This window comes from Streptomyces sp. NPDC001219 (genome assembly GCF_053597915.1).
The window spans coordinates 87,721-101,781 of the sequence record NZ_JBSFJF010000021.1 but is presented as its reverse complement, the minus strand read 5'-3'; the positions used below and the strand labels follow the sequence as shown (position 1 = coordinate 101,781).

Annotated in this window: 25 protein-coding genes; all 25 read right to left on the bottom strand. The window is 65.5% G+C overall.

Going from position 1 to position 14,061, the window contains the following annotated elements:
• Positions 1–22: 22 nt before the first annotated feature.
• Complete coding sequence (rpsK, locus tag ACWC9R_RS16550) at positions 23–427, bottom strand: 30S ribosomal protein S11 (protein WP_004571845.1); 405 nt, start codon at positions 425–427, stop codon at positions 23–25.
• A gap of 64 nt (positions 428–491) precedes the next feature.
• Positions 492–872: a 30S ribosomal protein S13 gene (rpsM, locus tag ACWC9R_RS16545; RefSeq protein WP_100604412.1), complete on the bottom strand. Its 381-nt coding sequence runs from the start codon at positions 870–872 to the stop codon at positions 492–494.
• A 198-nt stretch (positions 873–1,070) separates the two neighbouring features.
• Positions 1,071–1,184 carry a 50S ribosomal protein L36 gene (gene rpmJ, locus ACWC9R_RS16540; RefSeq protein ID WP_003956441.1) on the bottom strand — a complete coding sequence of 38 codons (114 nt, stop codon included), beginning with the start codon at positions 1,182–1,184 and terminating at the stop codon, positions 1,071–1,073.
• A gap of 60 nt (positions 1,185–1,244) precedes the next feature.
• The gene (gene infA / locus ACWC9R_RS16535; RefSeq protein WP_003956442.1) at positions 1,245–1,466 is read right to left on the bottom strand and encodes a translation initiation factor IF-1; all 222 of its coding nucleotides are present in this window, start codon (positions 1,464–1,466) and stop codon (positions 1,245–1,247) included.
• A 199-nt stretch (positions 1,467–1,665) separates the two neighbouring features.
• Complete coding sequence (gene map, locus ACWC9R_RS16530) at positions 1,666–2,502, bottom strand: type I methionyl aminopeptidase (protein ID WP_450732154.1); 837 nt, start codon at positions 2,500–2,502, stop codon at positions 1,666–1,668.
• 122 nt (positions 2,503–2,624) lie between these two features.
• Positions 2,625–3,281, bottom strand: a complete 657-nt coding sequence (locus ACWC9R_RS16525; RefSeq protein WP_450732152.1) for an adenylate kinase — start codon at positions 3,279–3,281, stop codon at positions 2,625–2,627.
• Positions 3,281–4,594 (bottom strand): preprotein translocase subunit SecY, encoded by a 1,314-nt coding sequence (gene secY / locus ACWC9R_RS16520; protein WP_450732151.1) that lies wholly within the window; start codon positions 4,592–4,594, stop codon positions 3,281–3,283. Before secY ends, ACWC9R_RS16525 begins: the two co-directional genes overlap by 1 nt.
• Before the next feature lie 185 nt (positions 4,595–4,779).
• Positions 4,780–5,532 carry a class I SAM-dependent methyltransferase gene (locus ACWC9R_RS16515; RefSeq protein ID WP_450732149.1) on the bottom strand — a complete coding sequence of 251 codons (753 nt, stop codon included), beginning with the start codon at positions 5,530–5,532 and terminating at the stop codon, positions 4,780–4,782.
• Positions 5,533–5,539: 7 nt separating this feature from the next.
• Complete coding sequence (locus tag ACWC9R_RS16510) at positions 5,540–6,070, bottom strand: hypothetical protein (RefSeq protein WP_450732148.1); 531 nt, start codon at positions 6,068–6,070, stop codon at positions 5,540–5,542.
• 16 nt (positions 6,071–6,086) lie between these two features.
• Entirely contained in the window at positions 6,087–7,055 is a 969-nt protein-coding gene (locus ACWC9R_RS16505; RefSeq protein ID WP_450732147.1) for an alpha/beta fold hydrolase, read from the bottom strand.
• Positions 7,052–7,699 carry a hypothetical protein gene (locus tag ACWC9R_RS16500; RefSeq protein ID WP_450732145.1) on the bottom strand — a complete coding sequence of 216 codons (648 nt, stop codon included), beginning with the start codon at positions 7,697–7,699 and terminating at the stop codon, positions 7,052–7,054. Before ACWC9R_RS16500 ends, ACWC9R_RS16505 begins: the two co-directional genes overlap by 4 nt.
• A 348-nt stretch (positions 7,700–8,047) precedes the next feature.
• Positions 8,048–8,314 (bottom strand): hypothetical protein, encoded by a 267-nt coding sequence (locus tag ACWC9R_RS16495; protein WP_450732144.1) that lies wholly within the window; start codon positions 8,312–8,314, stop codon positions 8,048–8,050.
• Between the two features lie 395 nt (positions 8,315–8,709).
• Positions 8,710–9,165 (bottom strand): 50S ribosomal protein L15, encoded by a 456-nt coding sequence (rplO, locus tag ACWC9R_RS16490; protein ID WP_362605948.1) that lies wholly within the window; start codon positions 9,163–9,165, stop codon positions 8,710–8,712.
• A gap of 1 nt (position 9,166) precedes the next feature.
• Positions 9,167–9,349: a 50S ribosomal protein L30 gene (rpmD, locus tag ACWC9R_RS16485; RefSeq protein ID WP_398553602.1), complete on the bottom strand. Its 183-nt coding sequence runs from the start codon at positions 9,347–9,349 to the stop codon at positions 9,167–9,169.
• Entirely contained in the window at positions 9,349–9,951 is a 603-nt protein-coding gene (rpsE, locus tag ACWC9R_RS16480; protein WP_006604888.1) for a 30S ribosomal protein S5, read from the bottom strand. The genes rpmD and rpsE overlap by 1 nt, the downstream gene beginning before the upstream one ends.
• Positions 9,952–9,997: 46 nt before the next feature.
• Positions 9,998–10,381, bottom strand: coding sequence for a 50S ribosomal protein L18 (gene rplR, locus ACWC9R_RS16475; RefSeq protein WP_018090893.1), 384 nt, complete (start codon positions 10,379–10,381; stop codon positions 9,998–10,000).
• A 3-nt stretch (positions 10,382–10,384) separates the two neighbouring features.
• Positions 10,385–10,924, bottom strand: coding sequence for a 50S ribosomal protein L6 (rplF, locus tag ACWC9R_RS16470; RefSeq protein WP_450732140.1), 540 nt, complete (start codon positions 10,922–10,924; stop codon positions 10,385–10,387).
• Between the two features lie 22 nt (positions 10,925–10,946).
• On the bottom strand, positions 10,947–11,345 hold the full coding sequence (gene rpsH / locus ACWC9R_RS16465; RefSeq protein ID WP_006604885.1) for a 30S ribosomal protein S8: 399 nt from the start codon (positions 11,343–11,345) through the stop codon (positions 10,947–10,949).
• 237 nt (positions 11,346–11,582) lie between these two features.
• On the bottom strand, positions 11,583–11,768 hold the full coding sequence (locus ACWC9R_RS16460; protein ID WP_003956452.1) for a type Z 30S ribosomal protein S14: 186 nt from the start codon (positions 11,766–11,768) through the stop codon (positions 11,583–11,585).
• Between the two features lie 5 nt (positions 11,769–11,773).
• A complete protein-coding gene (rplE, locus tag ACWC9R_RS16455) occupies positions 11,774–12,334 on the bottom strand; it encodes a 50S ribosomal protein L5 (RefSeq protein ID WP_018090895.1) in 561 nt (186 codons plus the stop codon).
• Complete coding sequence (rplX, locus tag ACWC9R_RS16450; RefSeq protein WP_030062892.1) at positions 12,334–12,657, bottom strand: 50S ribosomal protein L24; 324 nt, start codon at positions 12,655–12,657, stop codon at positions 12,334–12,336. The genes rplE and rplX overlap by 1 nt, the downstream gene beginning before the upstream one ends.
• Before the next feature lie 3 nt (positions 12,658–12,660).
• Entirely contained in the window at positions 12,661–13,029 is a 369-nt protein-coding gene (gene rplN / locus ACWC9R_RS16445) for a 50S ribosomal protein L14 (RefSeq protein ID WP_003992364.1), read from the bottom strand.
• A 104-nt stretch (positions 13,030–13,133) separates the two neighbouring features.
• Complete coding sequence (gene rpsQ / locus ACWC9R_RS16440) at positions 13,134–13,415, bottom strand: 30S ribosomal protein S17 (RefSeq protein ID WP_030589651.1); 282 nt, start codon at positions 13,413–13,415, stop codon at positions 13,134–13,136.
• The gene (gene rpmC, locus ACWC9R_RS16435; protein ID WP_018090896.1) at positions 13,415–13,639 is read right to left on the bottom strand and encodes a 50S ribosomal protein L29; all 225 of its coding nucleotides are present in this window, start codon (positions 13,637–13,639) and stop codon (positions 13,415–13,417) included. Before rpmC ends, rpsQ begins: the two co-directional genes overlap by 1 nt.
• Entirely contained in the window at positions 13,639–14,058 is a 420-nt protein-coding gene (gene rplP, locus ACWC9R_RS16430; protein ID WP_006604880.1) for a 50S ribosomal protein L16, read from the bottom strand. The genes rpmC and rplP overlap by 1 nt, the downstream gene beginning before the upstream one ends.
• Between the last annotated feature and the right edge of the window lie 3 nt (positions 14,059–14,061).

Sequence of the window (14,061 nt, the reverse complement as noted above, 5' to 3'; positions counted from 1 at the left end):
TTGTCTCCGTTACCTCAGTGCGTCAGACGCGCCGGCGCTTGGGCGGGCGGCATCCGTTGTGCGGAGTGGGGGTGACGTCCTGGATCGAACCCACCTCGAGGCCGGTGGCCTGGAGGGAGCGGATCGCGGTCTCACGGCCGGAGCCGGGACCCTTGACGAAGACGTCGACCTTGCGCATGCCGTGCTCCTGCGCGCGGCGGGCGGCCGACTCGGCGGCCATCTGCGCGGCGAAGGGGGTGGACTTGCGCGAGCCCTTGAAGCCGACGTGGCCGGCAGAGGCCCAAGAGATCACGTTGCCCGTGGGGTCCGTGATCGAGACGATCGTGTTGTTGAACGTGCTCTTGATGTGAGCGTGCCCGTGGGCAACGTTCTTCTTCTCCTTGCGGCGCACCTTCTTGGCGCCGGCCGTACGGCCCTTCGGAGGCATTCATTACTCCCGTGGAGGTGGTCGGTCCTACAGCGAAGACCGCTGGTAAGCGTCCTGCTGAGGACTACTTCTTGCCCGGCTTCTTCTTGCCGGCGATCGCGCGACGCGGGCCCTTGCGGGTACGGGCGTTCGTGCTGGTGCGCTGACCGTGCACCGGCAGACCGCGACGGTGGCGCAGACCCTGGTAGCAGCCGATCTCGACCTTGCGGCGGATGTCGGCCTGGATCTCGCGACGGAGGTCACCCTCGGTCTTGAGGTTGTTGTCCACGTACTCGCGGATCTTGACGAGGTCTTCCTCGGCCAGGTCGCGAACCCGGGTGTTGGGGTCGACGCCGGTGGCAGCGAGAGTCTGCTGCGACAGCGTCCGCCCGATACCGAAGACGTAGGTGAGGGCGACCTCCACACGCTTTTCGCGCGGGAGATCAACGCCTGCGAGGCGTGCCATTGATGTGGCTCCTGATGGCTATTCGGAGGTCTTCCGCAGCACCGTTCCCGTAAGACTCTGCAGAATTACGAGCCGGGTCCCCGGCCTCCGAGCCGAGGGTGTCGTCCCCGCGCACGTGATGCGGGGGTCGGGTGACTGCGTATGTACGTATGTGCTTGCGTCGCGCGAAAACTGCGAAATGCAGGTGGTCGGCGTGCGTCAGCCCTGGCGCTGCTTGTGGCGCAGGTTGTCGCAGATGACCATGACCCGGCCGTGGCGGCGGATCACCTTGCACTTGTCGCAGATCTTCTTGACGCTCGGCTTGACCTTCATGGGATGTGAGGTTCTCCGGGTCAGTGCCGTCACCCCACGGGAGCGGGGCGGCGACAAGATCTACTTGTAGCGGTAGACGATCCGGCCACGCGTCAGGTCGTACGGAGAAAGCTCCACCACGACCCGGTCATCCGGGAGGATACGGATGTAGTGCATCCGCATCTTGCCGCTGATGTGCGCGAGGACCTTGTGACCGTTCTGGAGCTCCACCTTGAACATGGCGTTCGGGAGGGACTCGATCACGGTGCCCTCGATCTCGATGGCACCTTGCTTCTTGGCCACGCTTCGCCCTTCGAATCGGCTACCTTGATCGACTATCCCGCACCACGCCCCCGACCAAGAGGGCATACGGATGCACGAGAGCCGACGCGTCAGTCTACGCCAGCGTCCAGGAAAAGACGAATCCAGGATTATTGCCCATCGGGCGTGATCCTTACGCCAGGGCGGCGGGCCCGGCTCATGCCAGGGCCGCGGGCCCGGCTCAGACCAGGGGGTCGGGCGCCGCCGTGATCCCCAGCTCGGCGAGCTTGGCCTTGCCGCCGTCCGGCGCGGTCAGCACCAGCGGGCCGTCCTCGGTCAGCGCGACCGAGTGCTCCCAGTGCGAGGACCAGCTGCCGTCGTTCGACTTGACCGTCCAGTCGTCCTCGAGGACGTGGGTCTTGGCCGTGCCGAGGTTCACCATCGGCTCGATCGCGATGCAGAAGCCGGGCACCAGCTTCGGGCCGCGGCCGCGCTTGCGGTCGACGTAGTTCAGCAGATGCGGGTCCATGTGCATCTGCGAGCCGATGCCGTGGCCGCCGTAGTCCTCGACGATGCCGTACTTACCGCTGGTCGGGCGCGGCTGGCGGCGGATGTAGCCCTCGATCGCCCGGGAGATGTCCACCAGGCGGTTGCCCTTGGCCACCGCAGCGATGCCCGCCCACATCGACTCCTCGGTGACCCGGCTCAGCTCGACCAGCTCGGCCGAGTGACCGGACCCGACGAAGGCGGTGTACGCCGCGTCGCCGTGCCAGCCGTCGATGATCGCGCCGCAGTCGATGGAGATGATGTCGCCGTTCTGCAGCACCGTCTCGGTGTCGGGGATGCCGTGGACCACGACATCGTTGACCGAGGTGCAGATCGTGGCGGGGAAGCCGCCGTAACCGAGGAAGTTCGACTTCGCTCCGTGTTCGGCGAGCACCTTGCGTGCCGCGTCGTCCAGGTCCTTGGTCGTGGCGCCCGGCACCGCGGCCTTCCGGGTCGCCGCGTGAATGGCGGCGACCACCAGCCCCGCCTCGCGCATCTTCGCGATCTGCTCGGGGGTCTTGATCTCCACCATGACGGCTGGCGCCTTTCCTGAACCGACTACAACGCTTCTGCGGCGGTCGTCCGACCACCCCGTACACGATACGGCCGCGGTACCCGTTGCGGGCACCGCGGCCGTAGGGACGCTGTGTGCTGTTACGCGTCGCGGGACGGCAGAGCCGCCATCGCGCGCTGGGTGACCTCGTCGACCTTCCCCATCGCGGGGATGTCCACCACCAGGCCCTGGGCCTTGTAGTAGTCGATGATCGGCTCGGTCTCCGTGTGGTAGACCTCCAGGCGCTTGCGGACGGTCTCCTCACGGTCGTCGTCCCGCTGGTACAGCTCGCCGCCGCAGACGTCACAGACGCCCTCGGCCTCCGGCTTGTTGTACTCGGCGTGGAAGACGTGGCTGCTGTCGTTGCGGCAGATGCGCCGGCCGGCGATCCGCTTGACGACCTCGTCCTCGGGGACCTCCAGGTCCAGGACGGCGTCCAGCTTGAGGTGGTTGTCCTTGAGGTACTCGTCCAGCGCCTTGGCCTGGCCCAGGTTGCGGGGGAAGCCGTCCAGGAGGAAGCCGTCGGCCGCGTCGGGCTGCTCCATACGGTCCTCGGCCATCGCGATGGTGACCGAGTCGGGCACCAGATTGCCGGCGTCCATGTATGACTTCGCCTCGCGGCCGAGGGGCGTCCCCTGGCTGATGTTGGCGCGGAACAGGTCCCCCGTGGAGATGTGCGGGATCGCGAGGTTCTTGGCAAGGTACGCAGCCTGCGTACCCTTGCCGGCCCCCGGGGGTCCGACGAGGACGATTCGCATCAGCGGAGGAACCCTTCGTAGTTGCGCTGCTGAAGCTGGCTCTCGATCTGCTTCACGGTCTCCAGGCCCACACCCACGATGATGAGGATGCTTGTCCCGCCGAACGGGAAGTTCTGGTTCGCGTTGAAGAGCACCAACGCCACTGTTGGTACGAGCGCGATCAGCCCCAGGTACAGCGAGCCCGGCCACGTGATCCGGTTGAGCACGTAGCTGAGGTACTCGGCCGTCGGGCGACCAGCCCGGATACCCGGGATGAAGCCACCATACTTCTTCATGTTGTCGGCAACTTCTTCGGGGTTGAAGCTGATGGCCACGTAGAAGAAGGCGAAGAACACGATCAGCAGGAAGTACGTAACGATGTAAACCGGGTGATTTCCCTTGGTGAAGTTGGTGGCGATCCACGTCGCCCATGCCGCCTTCGACCCGCTGAACTGTGCGATGAGGGCTGGAATGTAGAGCAGCGATGACGCGAAGATGACAGGAATCACACCTGCCTGGTTCACCTTGAGCGGGATGTAAGTGGACGTACCGCCATAGGACCGGCGGCCGATCATCCGCTTCGCGTACTGCACCGGAATGCGCCGCTGGGCCTGCTCGACGAAGACCACCAGGGCGACCATCACCAGGCCCACCGCAATCACGGCGAAGAACTCGATCCAGCCGTCGGCCAGCTTGCCGGTGAGCTTGATCTGCCACAGGGCACTCGGGAAGCTGGAGGCGATCGAGATGAACATCAAGATCGACATGCCGTTGCCGATGCCGCGGTCGGTGATCAACTCACCAAGCCACATGATCAGACAGGTGCCGGCGGTCATGGTGACGACCATCGTGATGGTGCTGAAGACCGAGTCGCTGGGGATGATCTCGGTTCCGACCGGGCAGTTCTGGAAGAACGCACCGCTGCGGGCGGCGGCCAGAACGCCCGTGCCCTGCATGATCGCCAGCGCCACGGTCAGATAGCGGGTGTACTGGGTGATCTTCGCCTGGCCGCTCTGACCCTCTTTCTTGAGAGCCTCGAGCCGCGGGATCACGACCGTGAGCAACTGGAGGATGATGCTCGCCGTGATGTACGGCATGATCCCCATCGCGAAGATCGTGATCTGCAGCAGTGCGTTGCCGCTGAACATGTTCACCAGGGCGAACAACCCGCTGTTGCCGCCGGCCTGCTTGATGCAGGTCTCGACGTTCGCGTAATCCACCCCAGGGACCGGGACATGGGCGCCGAGCCGATAGATCACGATGATGCCCAATGTGAACAGCAGCTTCTTGCGCAGGTCGGGCGTCTTGAACGCTCGGGCGAACGCGGTGAGCACGGTGCCTCCTGCGCCTCCCACCGTTACAGGCGAGAGGTGACGGTCTTGAGGAACGACGGATACGTAGCGGCCAAAACCCGCGTAGACAGATGCCACGCGGACATTAACATCGCACGCCACCTTACCGGCGACGGCGACCGGCTAGGAACGACCGACCAAGGAAAGCGGCATCGCAGTCGACGCTGTCAACCGGCCTGCGGGCCCAGCCGGTAGAGCGAAACGTGCCGGACGGCGGAACGGTCGAACGGCGTTTTCGCCCAGTCGCTCCACCTCTCCACGAGCCGCAAGCCTTCCAACTCCGCCATCAAGTCCAGCTCTCCTGGCCAGGTGTACCTGCTGACCTCGGGAAAGGTCTCGGTGACTCCATGGCTGACGAACGTCCGCAGCATCACAACCAGCTGCTGGACCGGGTCGTTGGTGACGGAGTCGACGACCAACGTGCCGTCGGGCAGTACGGAACTCTGCGTGTGAGGCCGCGACAGCTGGTGATAGAAGCTCGGTTCGTAGACCTCCACCAGAAGGCGGCCGTCCCGGGACAGATGAGCGGCCGCCCTGGCGAGTGCCTGCCGCTGCTGCTCGGGCGTGGGCAGCATGAACAGGGTGCTGTTCGTGATCACCACGACATCGAAGTCGTTGCCCGCGTCGACGGTGGTGATGTCGCAATGATGCCGGGTCACCGATCCGGACAGGTCGGCGGTGCGCAGCCGCTCCAGCATCTCCGCGGAGAGATCCACCGCGTGCGCCGTATAGCCCTGCTCCGTCAGCGCGAGGGCGAGCCGGCCGCTGCCCGCACCGAAGTCGATGACCTTCTTGGGCGGGGCGGCCACCTGCTTGATGCACTCCACCATGTCAGGCAGGTCCACCAGTGGGTACATCGTGTCGTGATACTTCCCGATGGTCGCGCCGTACGCGGCCGCCACGGGGGTGTCTCGCGCCATCTCTTCCTCACATTGCATGGATGTCGGAGGCGAAGAACATCTCCGGAGGGATGTCTTCGTCATAGCCGGGCGAAGTGGCCACCAGGAACTGCGTTCGGGCCGCGGCCTCATGGTGCGCGCACTGATGGGTGACATAGTTGAGGATGACCAGATATGGCACGGTGAGCTGCATCTTCTCCATCGGTGCTTCCTGCCGGACGAAGATCTTCAGCTCCTCCACGGCGTCAAAGATGACCTTTTCCCGACGCCGGTTGGGGTTCCACACCGTGTGCCGAGCCATCCGCTCGACCACGATCACCTTCTCCTGCCACTCGGTGAGGGTGCCGTCCGGCAGTTCGTCGCGGAACAGCAGATGGGTGTCGTGCATGCCCGGGTGCGGCCCGAAGAACCGCCAACTCGGAATGAATGTCTGGAGCGGATCGACCTTCTGCTGGATCTTCCCCGCCTTCTGGAGCTGGTTGAGCGCGGTGACCGCGAACCAGGATCCGAGCGCCCCGTACAGCGCGATCCGCCGTCCGGTGCGAAGTACCTTCTGCACTGCTCCCCCTCAAGTCTCAAGCCGGGCGGTGACCCGCGCGCACCCAGGCGACAGCCTCGGCCACTGTCCGGGCATGGCCCGGTTCCATTACCAGCGCCTCGTGCTCGGCGTCCGGCACGGTCTCGTGCCGGTGCTCGGACGACAGCCCGGCCAGCTCCCGCTGCAGCTCCCCGTGCACCGGGTCCTGTCGTACGGACCGTCCCGCGGTGACCACGGCCACCCGCTTCCCGGGCAGACCGGACAGCTGCCGCGCGTCGTCGTTCCACGCCCGGAGCCACCACCGCACCTCCTCGCGCGCCCCGTACCAGGGGCCGGGAAGAGAGAGCTGACGACGCGTCATCTCTTTGGTCTCACCGGGGAGGCCACAGACATGGCTCAGCGCCATGGCGTCGTACATACGTCCGGTTGCGGCCCGCACGCATCCGAGGGTGACCCCCTGCCGGAAGCCGGGCAGCGCCTCGCGCTGGATGCGTGACCGCGCGAGCTGGTCCGGGTGCGAGGAGTCGACCAGGACCAGACCTGCGACCACCTCGGGGTGGCGCAGCGCGAAGCTCCGGACCAGGATTCCGCCCACGGAATGGCCGACAAGGACATACGGTGCGGGCAGGTTGAGCAGTTGGAGGAGTTCCCACAACCGATCGGCGTAAGCCTCCGGTTGCAGTCCCCGCCTGAGCCTCGGCGTCCAGCCCGTACCGGGGCGGTCATAGGCGAGGAACGGAACGGACTCGTCCAGTGCATCGGTGACCCAGAGCCATTCGGAGAGCGCGCACAACAAGGCGTTCTCGAAGACAACTGTCGGCCCGTTCTCCGCCCGCCGCCACAGTGCGTGCACGGGTCCCTCGCTCAGGAGGACCTGCTCCCCCGGGCGCGGCACCACCGTGTTGGCGTGCCGGAAAGCGCGCACTCCGACAGCGGCGGCGCCCAGACCGGCGGCGCCCAGTGCCATCGCCGAAGCCCGGCGCAGCCGGTGTGACGGGCCGCTCATGAGCGGGTGAGCCCAAGAGTGCCTCGCAGCTGCTTGCGGGCGTAGTCCACGGCCGGATACGTACCGGTGAACGCCCACAGAAAGCGGTTGAGGCCCATGAAGCGGCCGTTCGCCAGGTGGAAGGCGACACCGGCGGCGTGACCGGCCCGGCTCATCCGGTCGGGAACCAGCAGCATCGCCGGATACAGCGTCTCGCCCAGGATGACGGCCCAGGCCAGCAGCCGGCTCAACTCCGGCTTGTCCTTGAGGTAGGCGAAGAGCTTCGGGTCACCGTACGTCCGGGTGCGCAGCACACCGGTGATGGCCTCGCCACTCCGCCACGTCGGGGACGTCAGCTTCACCAGGCCCGAGGTGAGATACGACAGCGCGCTCTGGCCCGCCAGGAAGTAGAGACATGCCTGCCGGGCCTTACTGTCCGAACCGGACAGCTTCTCCAGACCCGCGACGATGAAATTGATCAGGGCGAGCTGGTCCGAGCCGTCCATACCCAGGCCGCCGGACCGGATATTGGTGGCCACACTCGTTCCGGCCAACAGCGTCAGCAGCGCGGCCCGCTCGGCCCGGCCCGGGTTGCCGACGAGCAACCGGGTGGCGGCCAACAGTCGCACGATGGGGATCGCGACGTCCTTCGGAGGTTCGATCACCCGCGTGATGATGCGCCCACGCTTTCGGTCCAGAACAGGGAACCTGATCCGCGCGATGCTCCAGGGGAGCAACTCCGCGCTGTTCTTCCGGCCCGAGTCGCTCAGCTGCTCCAGAGCCCCCAGAATGGCGCCGACCGACGTCAACCGTTCCACCTGTCGTACGACGTCATCAATGTCCGGCGGCGATTGCACGGAGCGGCACCCCGCCCCGGAATGCGAAAGGAATTTACGGTCTCCCATATTCAAGGCCAACTCCACGCGCAGCTGTAACGAATAGCCGACCGACGGCCGACGCATGCACAAAGACATGCGACGGCCGCCGGCTCAGATCACCTACTTGCGGATCGCTTACGCAGAGAGGCGCGCAGCGATCAGCTTGTCGGCGGACAGCCCGCTGTCGACGGACAGCTCCGGCGCGACCTCGTTGGCGTCCGGCGTGTAGCCACCGAGACGGGTGATGGTCGGCGTGGCGGTGACCGCCGGGATGGCGGTGGCAACGAGGAGGGCCGTCGGCGTGGCCAGCACCGGGCCACCTCCGGCAGTCAGCAGGGTGCCACGGGCCTCGGCACCCACCACGGAGTTGGCGACGGCGGTGACGTCAATACGGTTGACCATAATTCTTTCCCCTCCCGATATAATTCCTGCGAACTATGCACAAGAAACACCGAACACGCGGAATCGCCTTGATCGATGAAGAAATAGCGAGTCCGAAGTGTGTTCGATATCCGGGAGAGTAACAGACGACTCAAAGTGGATCAAGCAATTCCGTTCGACCCCGGAACGCTTCCATCCGGAATGATTCTCAGGCAGCGGAGCCATTCAAAGAAATCGCTGGACGGAAAATAGATAAACACTAACCGGCCAGTCGGCGACCGCGCCAACTATATGGCGTCCGTCACGTCGGACCCGGAGTGCGACCTCCCCGGAACGCACAGGAGCCGGGAGCCCCGTAGGGACTCCCGGCTCCTGCGTTCAACCGGCTGCGGCCTGAGCGGCCTGGATGCAGACCGTCAGATGAGCTCGGTGACGGTGCCGCCGGCAGCGGCGATCTTCTCCTTGGCGGAGCCGGAAACGGCGTCAACCGAAACCTGCAGCGCCACGGAGATCTCGCCCTGGCCCAAGACCTTGACGAGCTCGTTCTTGCGCACCGCGCCCTTGGCAATCAGGTCGGCCACCGTGACCTCGCCACCCTGCGGGTAGAGCTCGGCCAGCTTGGCCAGGTTCACGACCTGGAACTGCTTGTGGGCGGGGTTCTTGAAGCCCTTCAGCTTCGGGAGGCGCATGTGGAGGGGCATCTGCCCACCCTCGAAGCGCTCCGGAACCTGGTAACGGGCCTTCGTGCCCTTGGTACCACGACCAGCGGTCTTACCCTTGGACGCCTCACCACGACCGACACGGGTCTTGGCGGTCTTGGCGCCCGGGGCGGGCCGGAGGTTGTGGACCTTCAGCGGGTTGTTCTCCGCCATGTCAGTCGACCTCCTCAACCGTCACGAGGTGGCGGACGGTCTGCACCATGCCGCGGAACTCGGGGCGGTCCTCCTTGACAACCACGTCGTTGAGCCGCTTGAGGCCCAGCGAACGGAGGGTGTCGCGGTGGTTCTGCTTGCTACCGATGAAGGACTTCGTCTGCGTGATCTTGAGGTGCGCCATTACGCGGTCACCCCTGCACGCGCCCGCAGCAGAGCGGCGGGAGCAACGTCCTCCAGCGGCAGGCCACGACGGGCCGCGATCTCCTCGGGGCGCTGAAGGCCCTGAAGCGCGGTCACCGTGGCGTGCACGATGTTGATCGGGTTCGACGAACCGAGCGACTTGCTCAGCACGTCGTGGATGCCCGCGCACTCCAGAACGGCACGCACGGGGCCACCGGCGATCACACCGGTACCGGGGGAAGCCGGCTTGAGCAGGACGACGCCCGCAGCCTTCTCGCCCTGGATGGGGTGAGGGATGGTGCCCTGGATACGGGGGACCTTGAAGAAGTTCTTCTTGGCCTCTTCCACGCCCTTGGCGATGGCAGCCGGAACTTCCTTGGCCTTGCCGTAACCGACACCTACGGTGCCGTCACCGTCGCCCACCACGACCAGCGCGGTGAAGCTGAAGCGACGGCCACCCTTGACAACCTTGGCGACACGGTTGATCGCGACAACGCGCTCAACGTATGCGGTCTTCTCGGCGGCAGCGCCACCGTCGCGACCCTTCCGGTCCCGCCGCTCGCCGCCACCGGCACCGCTCCCGCGGCGCTGGGGTCCAGCCATTGGATTTACCTCTCTCTGTTACGTCCGCTAGCTCCGGAACCGGGGCTTAGAACTTCAGCCCGGCTTCGCGGGCGGCGTCGGCCAGAGCGGCAATCCGCCCGGCGTACTGCTTGCCACCACGGTCGAACACGACGGCCTCGACACCGGCGGCCTTGGCACGCTCGGCAACCAGGGAACCGACCTGCTTGGCCTGAGCGCTCTTGTCGCCCTCGCCACCACGAATCGAAGCGTCCAGGGTCGACGCCGAAGCGAGCGTGTGGCCCGCGATGTCGTCGATGACCTGCGCCGTGATGCCACGGTTGGTCCGCGTCACCACGAGACGCGGACGCTCCGGGGTACCCGAAATCCGCTTACGGATGCGGATGTGGCGACGCTTAGCGGCGGCGCGCTTGTAGGCGTCACCCTTAGCGATCTTCACACCGTATGCCATGGCTTACTTACCAGCCTTTCCGACCTTGCGGCGGATGACCTCGCCGGCGTACTTGACGCCCTTGGCCTTGTACGGGTCAGGCTTGCGCAGCTTACGGATGTTCGCCGCCACCTCGCCGACCTTCTGCTTGTCGATGCCCTCGACGCTGAGCTTGGTGGGCGACTCGACCTTGAAGGAGATCCCCTCGGGGGCCTCGACCAGGATCGGGTGGCTGTAGCCCAGGGAGAACTCCAGGTTGGAGCCCTTGGCCTGGACGCGGTAGCCGACACCGCTGATCTCAAGAGCCTTGCTGTAGCCCTGGGTCACGCCGGTGATCATGTTCGCCACCAGCGTGCGGGACAGGCCGTGCAGGGCCTTGTTCTGACGCTCGTCGTTCGGGCGGGTGACGTTGATGACGCCGTCCTCACCCTTGGCGACCTCGATGGGCGCCGCGACGGTGTGCGCGAGGGAACCCTTGGGGCCCTTCACCGCGACCGTCCGGCCCTCGATGGTGACGTCCACACCAGCGGGAACCTGGATGGGCAGCTTGCCAATGCGCGACATTAGCTATTCCTCCGTTCCCTGGTTACCAGACGTAGGCGAGGACTTCCCCACCCACGCCCTTCTTGCTGGCCTGCTGGCCGGTCAGGAGACCGTGGGACGTGGAGATGATCGCCACGCCCAGGCCGCCGAGGACCTTCGGCAGGTTGGTGGACTTTGCGTAGACCCGGAGGCCCGGCTTCGAGATCCGCTTGATGCCGGCGATCGAGCGCTCGCGGTTCGGGCCGAACTTCAGCTCGAGGACGAGGTTCTTGCCAACCTCGGCGTCCTCGACACGCCAGCCGGTGATGTAACCCTCCTGCTGGAGGATCTCCGCGATGTGCGACTTGATCTTGCTGTGCGGCATCACGACGGTGTCGTGGTACGCCGAGTTCGCGTTCCGCAGACGGGTCAGCATGTCTGCGATGGGATCAGTCATGGTCATGAATTGGCCTTCGGCCTCTCTCGCCGGGGTTTCCTATGTGCGCCATCCCTCTCCCCGATCAGTGTCGGGACGGGTGCGGCGCGGGGACCTACGGCGTAGTAAGCGACTTTATGCGGGCTCGGCCCGCGGTCGGTCTCGGGCGGCGGGGCGCCCAAACCCTTCTACCCTACGGGAAAAGGGGTGGGAGCGCCCGCCGGCCGATTGCTTACCGAGAGCCCTGGTATCCCAACTGGGGGATTACCAGGAGCTCTTGGTCACGCCCGGCAGCTCGCCACGGTGAGCCATCTCACGAAGGCACACGCGGCACAGGCCGAACTTGCGGTAAACGGAGTGCGGGCGGCCGCAGCGCTGGCAGCGCGTGTACGCACGCACACCGAACTTCGGCTTGCGAGCAGCCTTGGCAATCAGAGCCTTCTTCGCCATCTCGCTCACGCCTCCTTGAACGGGAAGCCGAGGTGACGAAGGAGGGCCCGGCCCTCGTCGTCGTTGGTCGCCGTGGTGACCACGGTGATGTCCATACCCCGGGTACGGTCGATCTTGTCCTGGTCGATCTCGTGGAACATGACCTGCTCCGTGAGACCGAAGGTGTAGTTGCCCCGGCCGTCGAACTGCTTCGGGGACAGACCACGGAAGTCGCGGATGCGCGGCAGCGCGAGCGACAGCAGGCGGTCCAGGAACTCCCACATGCGGTCACCGCGGAGGGTGACGTGGGCGCCGATCGGCTGACCCTCACGCAGCTTGAACTGCGCGATGGACTTCCGGGCCTTGGTGACGGCCGGCTTCTGGCCGGTGATCGTGGTGAGGTCCTTGATGGCGCCCTCGATCAGCTTGGAGTCGCGGGCGGCGTCGCCCACACCCATGTTGACCACGATCTTGGTCAGACCGGGGATCTGCATGACGTTCTCGTAGGAGAACTCGTCCTTCAGCTTCCCGGCGATCTCTTCGCGGTAGCGCGTCTTGAGACGCGGCGCGTTGGTGGTGGCAGTCATCAGATGTCCTCACCGGTCCGCTTGGCAACGCGGATCTTGTTGCCCTCGTCGTCGAAGCGGTACCCGACGCGGGTGACGACCTTGTTGCCGTCCTTCTCCACGACCAGCTGAACGTTGCTGACGTGGATGGGGGCCTCGGTCGTCACGATGCCGCCGGTCTTCGACCCACGAGCGGTCTGTCCGGCCTTGGTGTGCTTCTTGACCCGGTTGACACCCTCGACCAGGACGCGGTCCTCGCGGGGGAAGGCCTGGATGACCTTGCCCTGCTTGCCCTTGTCCTTACCGGTGATGACCTGGACCAGGTCGCCCTTCTTGATCTTCATCGGTTACAGCACCTCCGGCGCGAGCGAGATGATCTTCATGAACTTCTTCTCGCGCAGTTCCCGGCCCACGGGGCCGAAGATGCGGGTGCCGCGGGGGTCGCCATCGTTCTTGAGGATGACGGCCGCGTTCTCGTCGAAGCGGATGTACGAGCCGTCGGGACGGCGGCGCTCCTTGACGGTCCGAACGATGACCGCCTTGATGACGTCACCCTTCTTCACGTTGCCACCGGGGATCGCATCCTTCACGGTGGCGACGATGACGTCACCGATGCCCGCGTAGCGGCGACCGGAACCACCGAGAACACGGATGCAAAGGATTTCCTTCGCACCAGTGTTGTCGGCGACACGCAGTCGCGACTCCTGCTGGATCACGTCTATCTCCTGAATGTCTGCCGGTTCCCGGCGAGAAGCGCGAGTGCTTCGCGCTTCTCGCCGAGCCTGGCGGAACTGCTCCTAGGGCGTACCCCTAGGAGGGATTACTTGGCCTTCTCGAGGATCTCGACGATGCGCCAGCGCTTGCTGGCGGACAGCGGCCGGGTCTCCATCAGGAGGACGCGGTCGCCGACGCCGGCAGCGTTCTGCTCGTCGTGCGCCTTGAGCTTGTTGGTACGGCGGATGACCTTGCCGTACAGCGCGTGCTTGACGCGGTCCTCGACAGCGACGACGACGGTCTTGTCCATCTTGTCGCTGACGACGAGGCCCTCACGGGTCTTGCGGAAACCGCGCTCGTTCGTCTCAGTCACATTCTTCTCGCTCATCAGGCGCTCTCCACCGTCTCGATGCCCAGCTCGCGCTCACGCATCAGGGTGTAGATCCGGGCGATGTCCTTACGGACGGACTTGAGCCGACCGTGGTTCTCAAGCTGTCCGGTCGCCGCCTGGAAGCGGAGGTTGAACAGCTCCTCCTTGGCCTCACGAAGCTTGCCGACGAGGTCCTCGTCATTCAGCTCGCGCAGCTCGGTCGCCTTGGTACCGGCCGCCATCACGACTCACCTGCCTCGCGCCGCACGATGCGGCACTTCATCGGAAGCTTGTGGGCGGCGCGGGTCAGCGCCTCCTTGGCAACCTTTTCGTTCGGGAAGGACAGCTCGAACATCACCCGACCGGGCTTGACGTTCGCGACCCACCACTCCGGAGAACCCTTACCGGAACCCATGCGGGTTTCGGCCGGCTTCTTCGTGAGCGGGCGGTCCGGGTAAATGTTGATCCAGACCTTGCCGCCACGCTTGATGTGACGGGTCATCGCGATACGAGCGGACTCGATCTGACGGTTCGTCACGTAAGCCGGGGTGACGGCCTGAATGCCGTACTCACCGAAGGCCAGCTCGGTGCCACCCTTGGCCATACCGCTGCGCTTCGGGTGGTGCTGCTTGCGGTGCTTGACCCTGCGAGGGATCAGCATGTC

What these genes read in the sequence shown, in the direction of transcription:
- rpsK (WP_004571845.1), bottom strand. Translation starts at nt 427, where the DNA reads ATGCCTCCGAAGGGCCGTACGGCCGGCGCCAAGAAGGTGCGCCGCAAG.
- rpsM (WP_100604412.1), bottom strand. Translation starts at nt 872, where the DNA reads ATGGCACGCCTCGCAGGCGTTGATCTCCCGCGCGAAAAGCGTGTGGAG.
- rpmJ (WP_003956441.1), bottom strand. Translation starts at nt 1,184, where the DNA reads ATGAAGGTCAAGCCGAGCGTCAAGAAGATCTGCGACAAGTGCAAGGTG.
- map (WP_450732154.1), bottom strand. Translation starts at nt 2,502, where the DNA reads ATGGTGGAGATCAAGACCCCCGAGCAGATCGCGAAGATGCGCGAGGCG.
- ACWC9R_RS16525 (WP_450732152.1), bottom strand. Translation starts at nt 3,281, where the DNA reads ATGCGAATCGTCCTCGTCGGACCCCCGGGGGCCGGCAAGGGTACGCAG.
- ACWC9R_RS16515 (WP_450732149.1), bottom strand. Translation starts at nt 5,532, where the DNA reads ATGGCGCGAGACACCCCCGTGGCGGCCGCGTACGGCGCGACCATCGGG.
- ACWC9R_RS16505 (WP_450732147.1), bottom strand. Translation starts at nt 7,055, where the DNA reads ATGAGCGGCCCGTCACACCGGCTGCGCCGGGCTTCGGCGATGGCACTG.
- ACWC9R_RS16495 (WP_450732144.1), bottom strand. Translation starts at nt 8,314, where the DNA reads ATGGTCAACCGTATTGACGTCACCGCCGTCGCCAACTCCGTGGTGGGT.
- rplO (WP_362605948.1), bottom strand. Translation starts at nt 9,165, where the DNA reads ATGGCGGAGAACAACCCGCTGAAGGTCCACAACCTCCGGCCCGCCCCG.
- rpmD (WP_398553602.1), bottom strand. Translation starts at nt 9,349, where the DNA reads ATGGCGCACCTCAAGATCACGCAGACGAAGTCCTTCATCGGTAGCAAG.
- rpsE (WP_006604888.1), bottom strand. Translation starts at nt 9,951, where the DNA reads ATGGCTGGACCCCAGCGCCGCGGGAGCGGTGCCGGTGGCGGCGAGCGG.
- rplR (WP_018090893.1), bottom strand. Translation starts at nt 10,381, where the DNA reads ATGGCATACGGTGTGAAGATCGCTAAGGGTGACGCCTACAAGCGCGCC.
- rplF (WP_450732140.1), bottom strand. Translation starts at nt 10,924, where the DNA reads ATGTCGCGCATTGGCAAGCTGCCCATCCAGGTTCCCGCTGGTGTGGAC.
- rpsH (WP_006604885.1), bottom strand. Translation starts at nt 11,345, where the DNA reads ATGACCATGACTGATCCCATCGCAGACATGCTGACCCGTCTGCGGAAC.
- ACWC9R_RS16460 (WP_003956452.1), bottom strand. Translation starts at nt 11,768, where the DNA reads ATGGCGAAGAAGGCTCTGATTGCCAAGGCTGCTCGCAAGCCGAAGTTC.
- rplE (WP_018090895.1), bottom strand. Translation starts at nt 12,334, where the DNA reads ATGACTGCCACCACCAACGCGCCGCGTCTCAAGACGCGCTACCGCGAA.
- rplX (WP_030062892.1), bottom strand. Translation starts at nt 12,657, where the DNA reads ATGAAGATCAAGAAGGGCGACCTGGTCCAGGTCATCACCGGTAAGGAC.
- rpsQ (WP_030589651.1), bottom strand. Translation starts at nt 13,415, where the DNA reads ATGAGCGAGAAGAATGTGACTGAGACGAACGAGCGCGGTTTCCGCAAG.
- rpmC (WP_018090896.1), bottom strand. Translation starts at nt 13,639, where the DNA reads ATGGCGGCCGGTACCAAGGCGACCGAGCTGCGCGAGCTGAATGACGAG.
- rplP (WP_006604880.1), bottom strand. Translation starts at nt 14,058, where the DNA reads ATGCTGATCCCTCGCAGGGTCAAGCACCGCAAGCAGCACCACCCGAAG.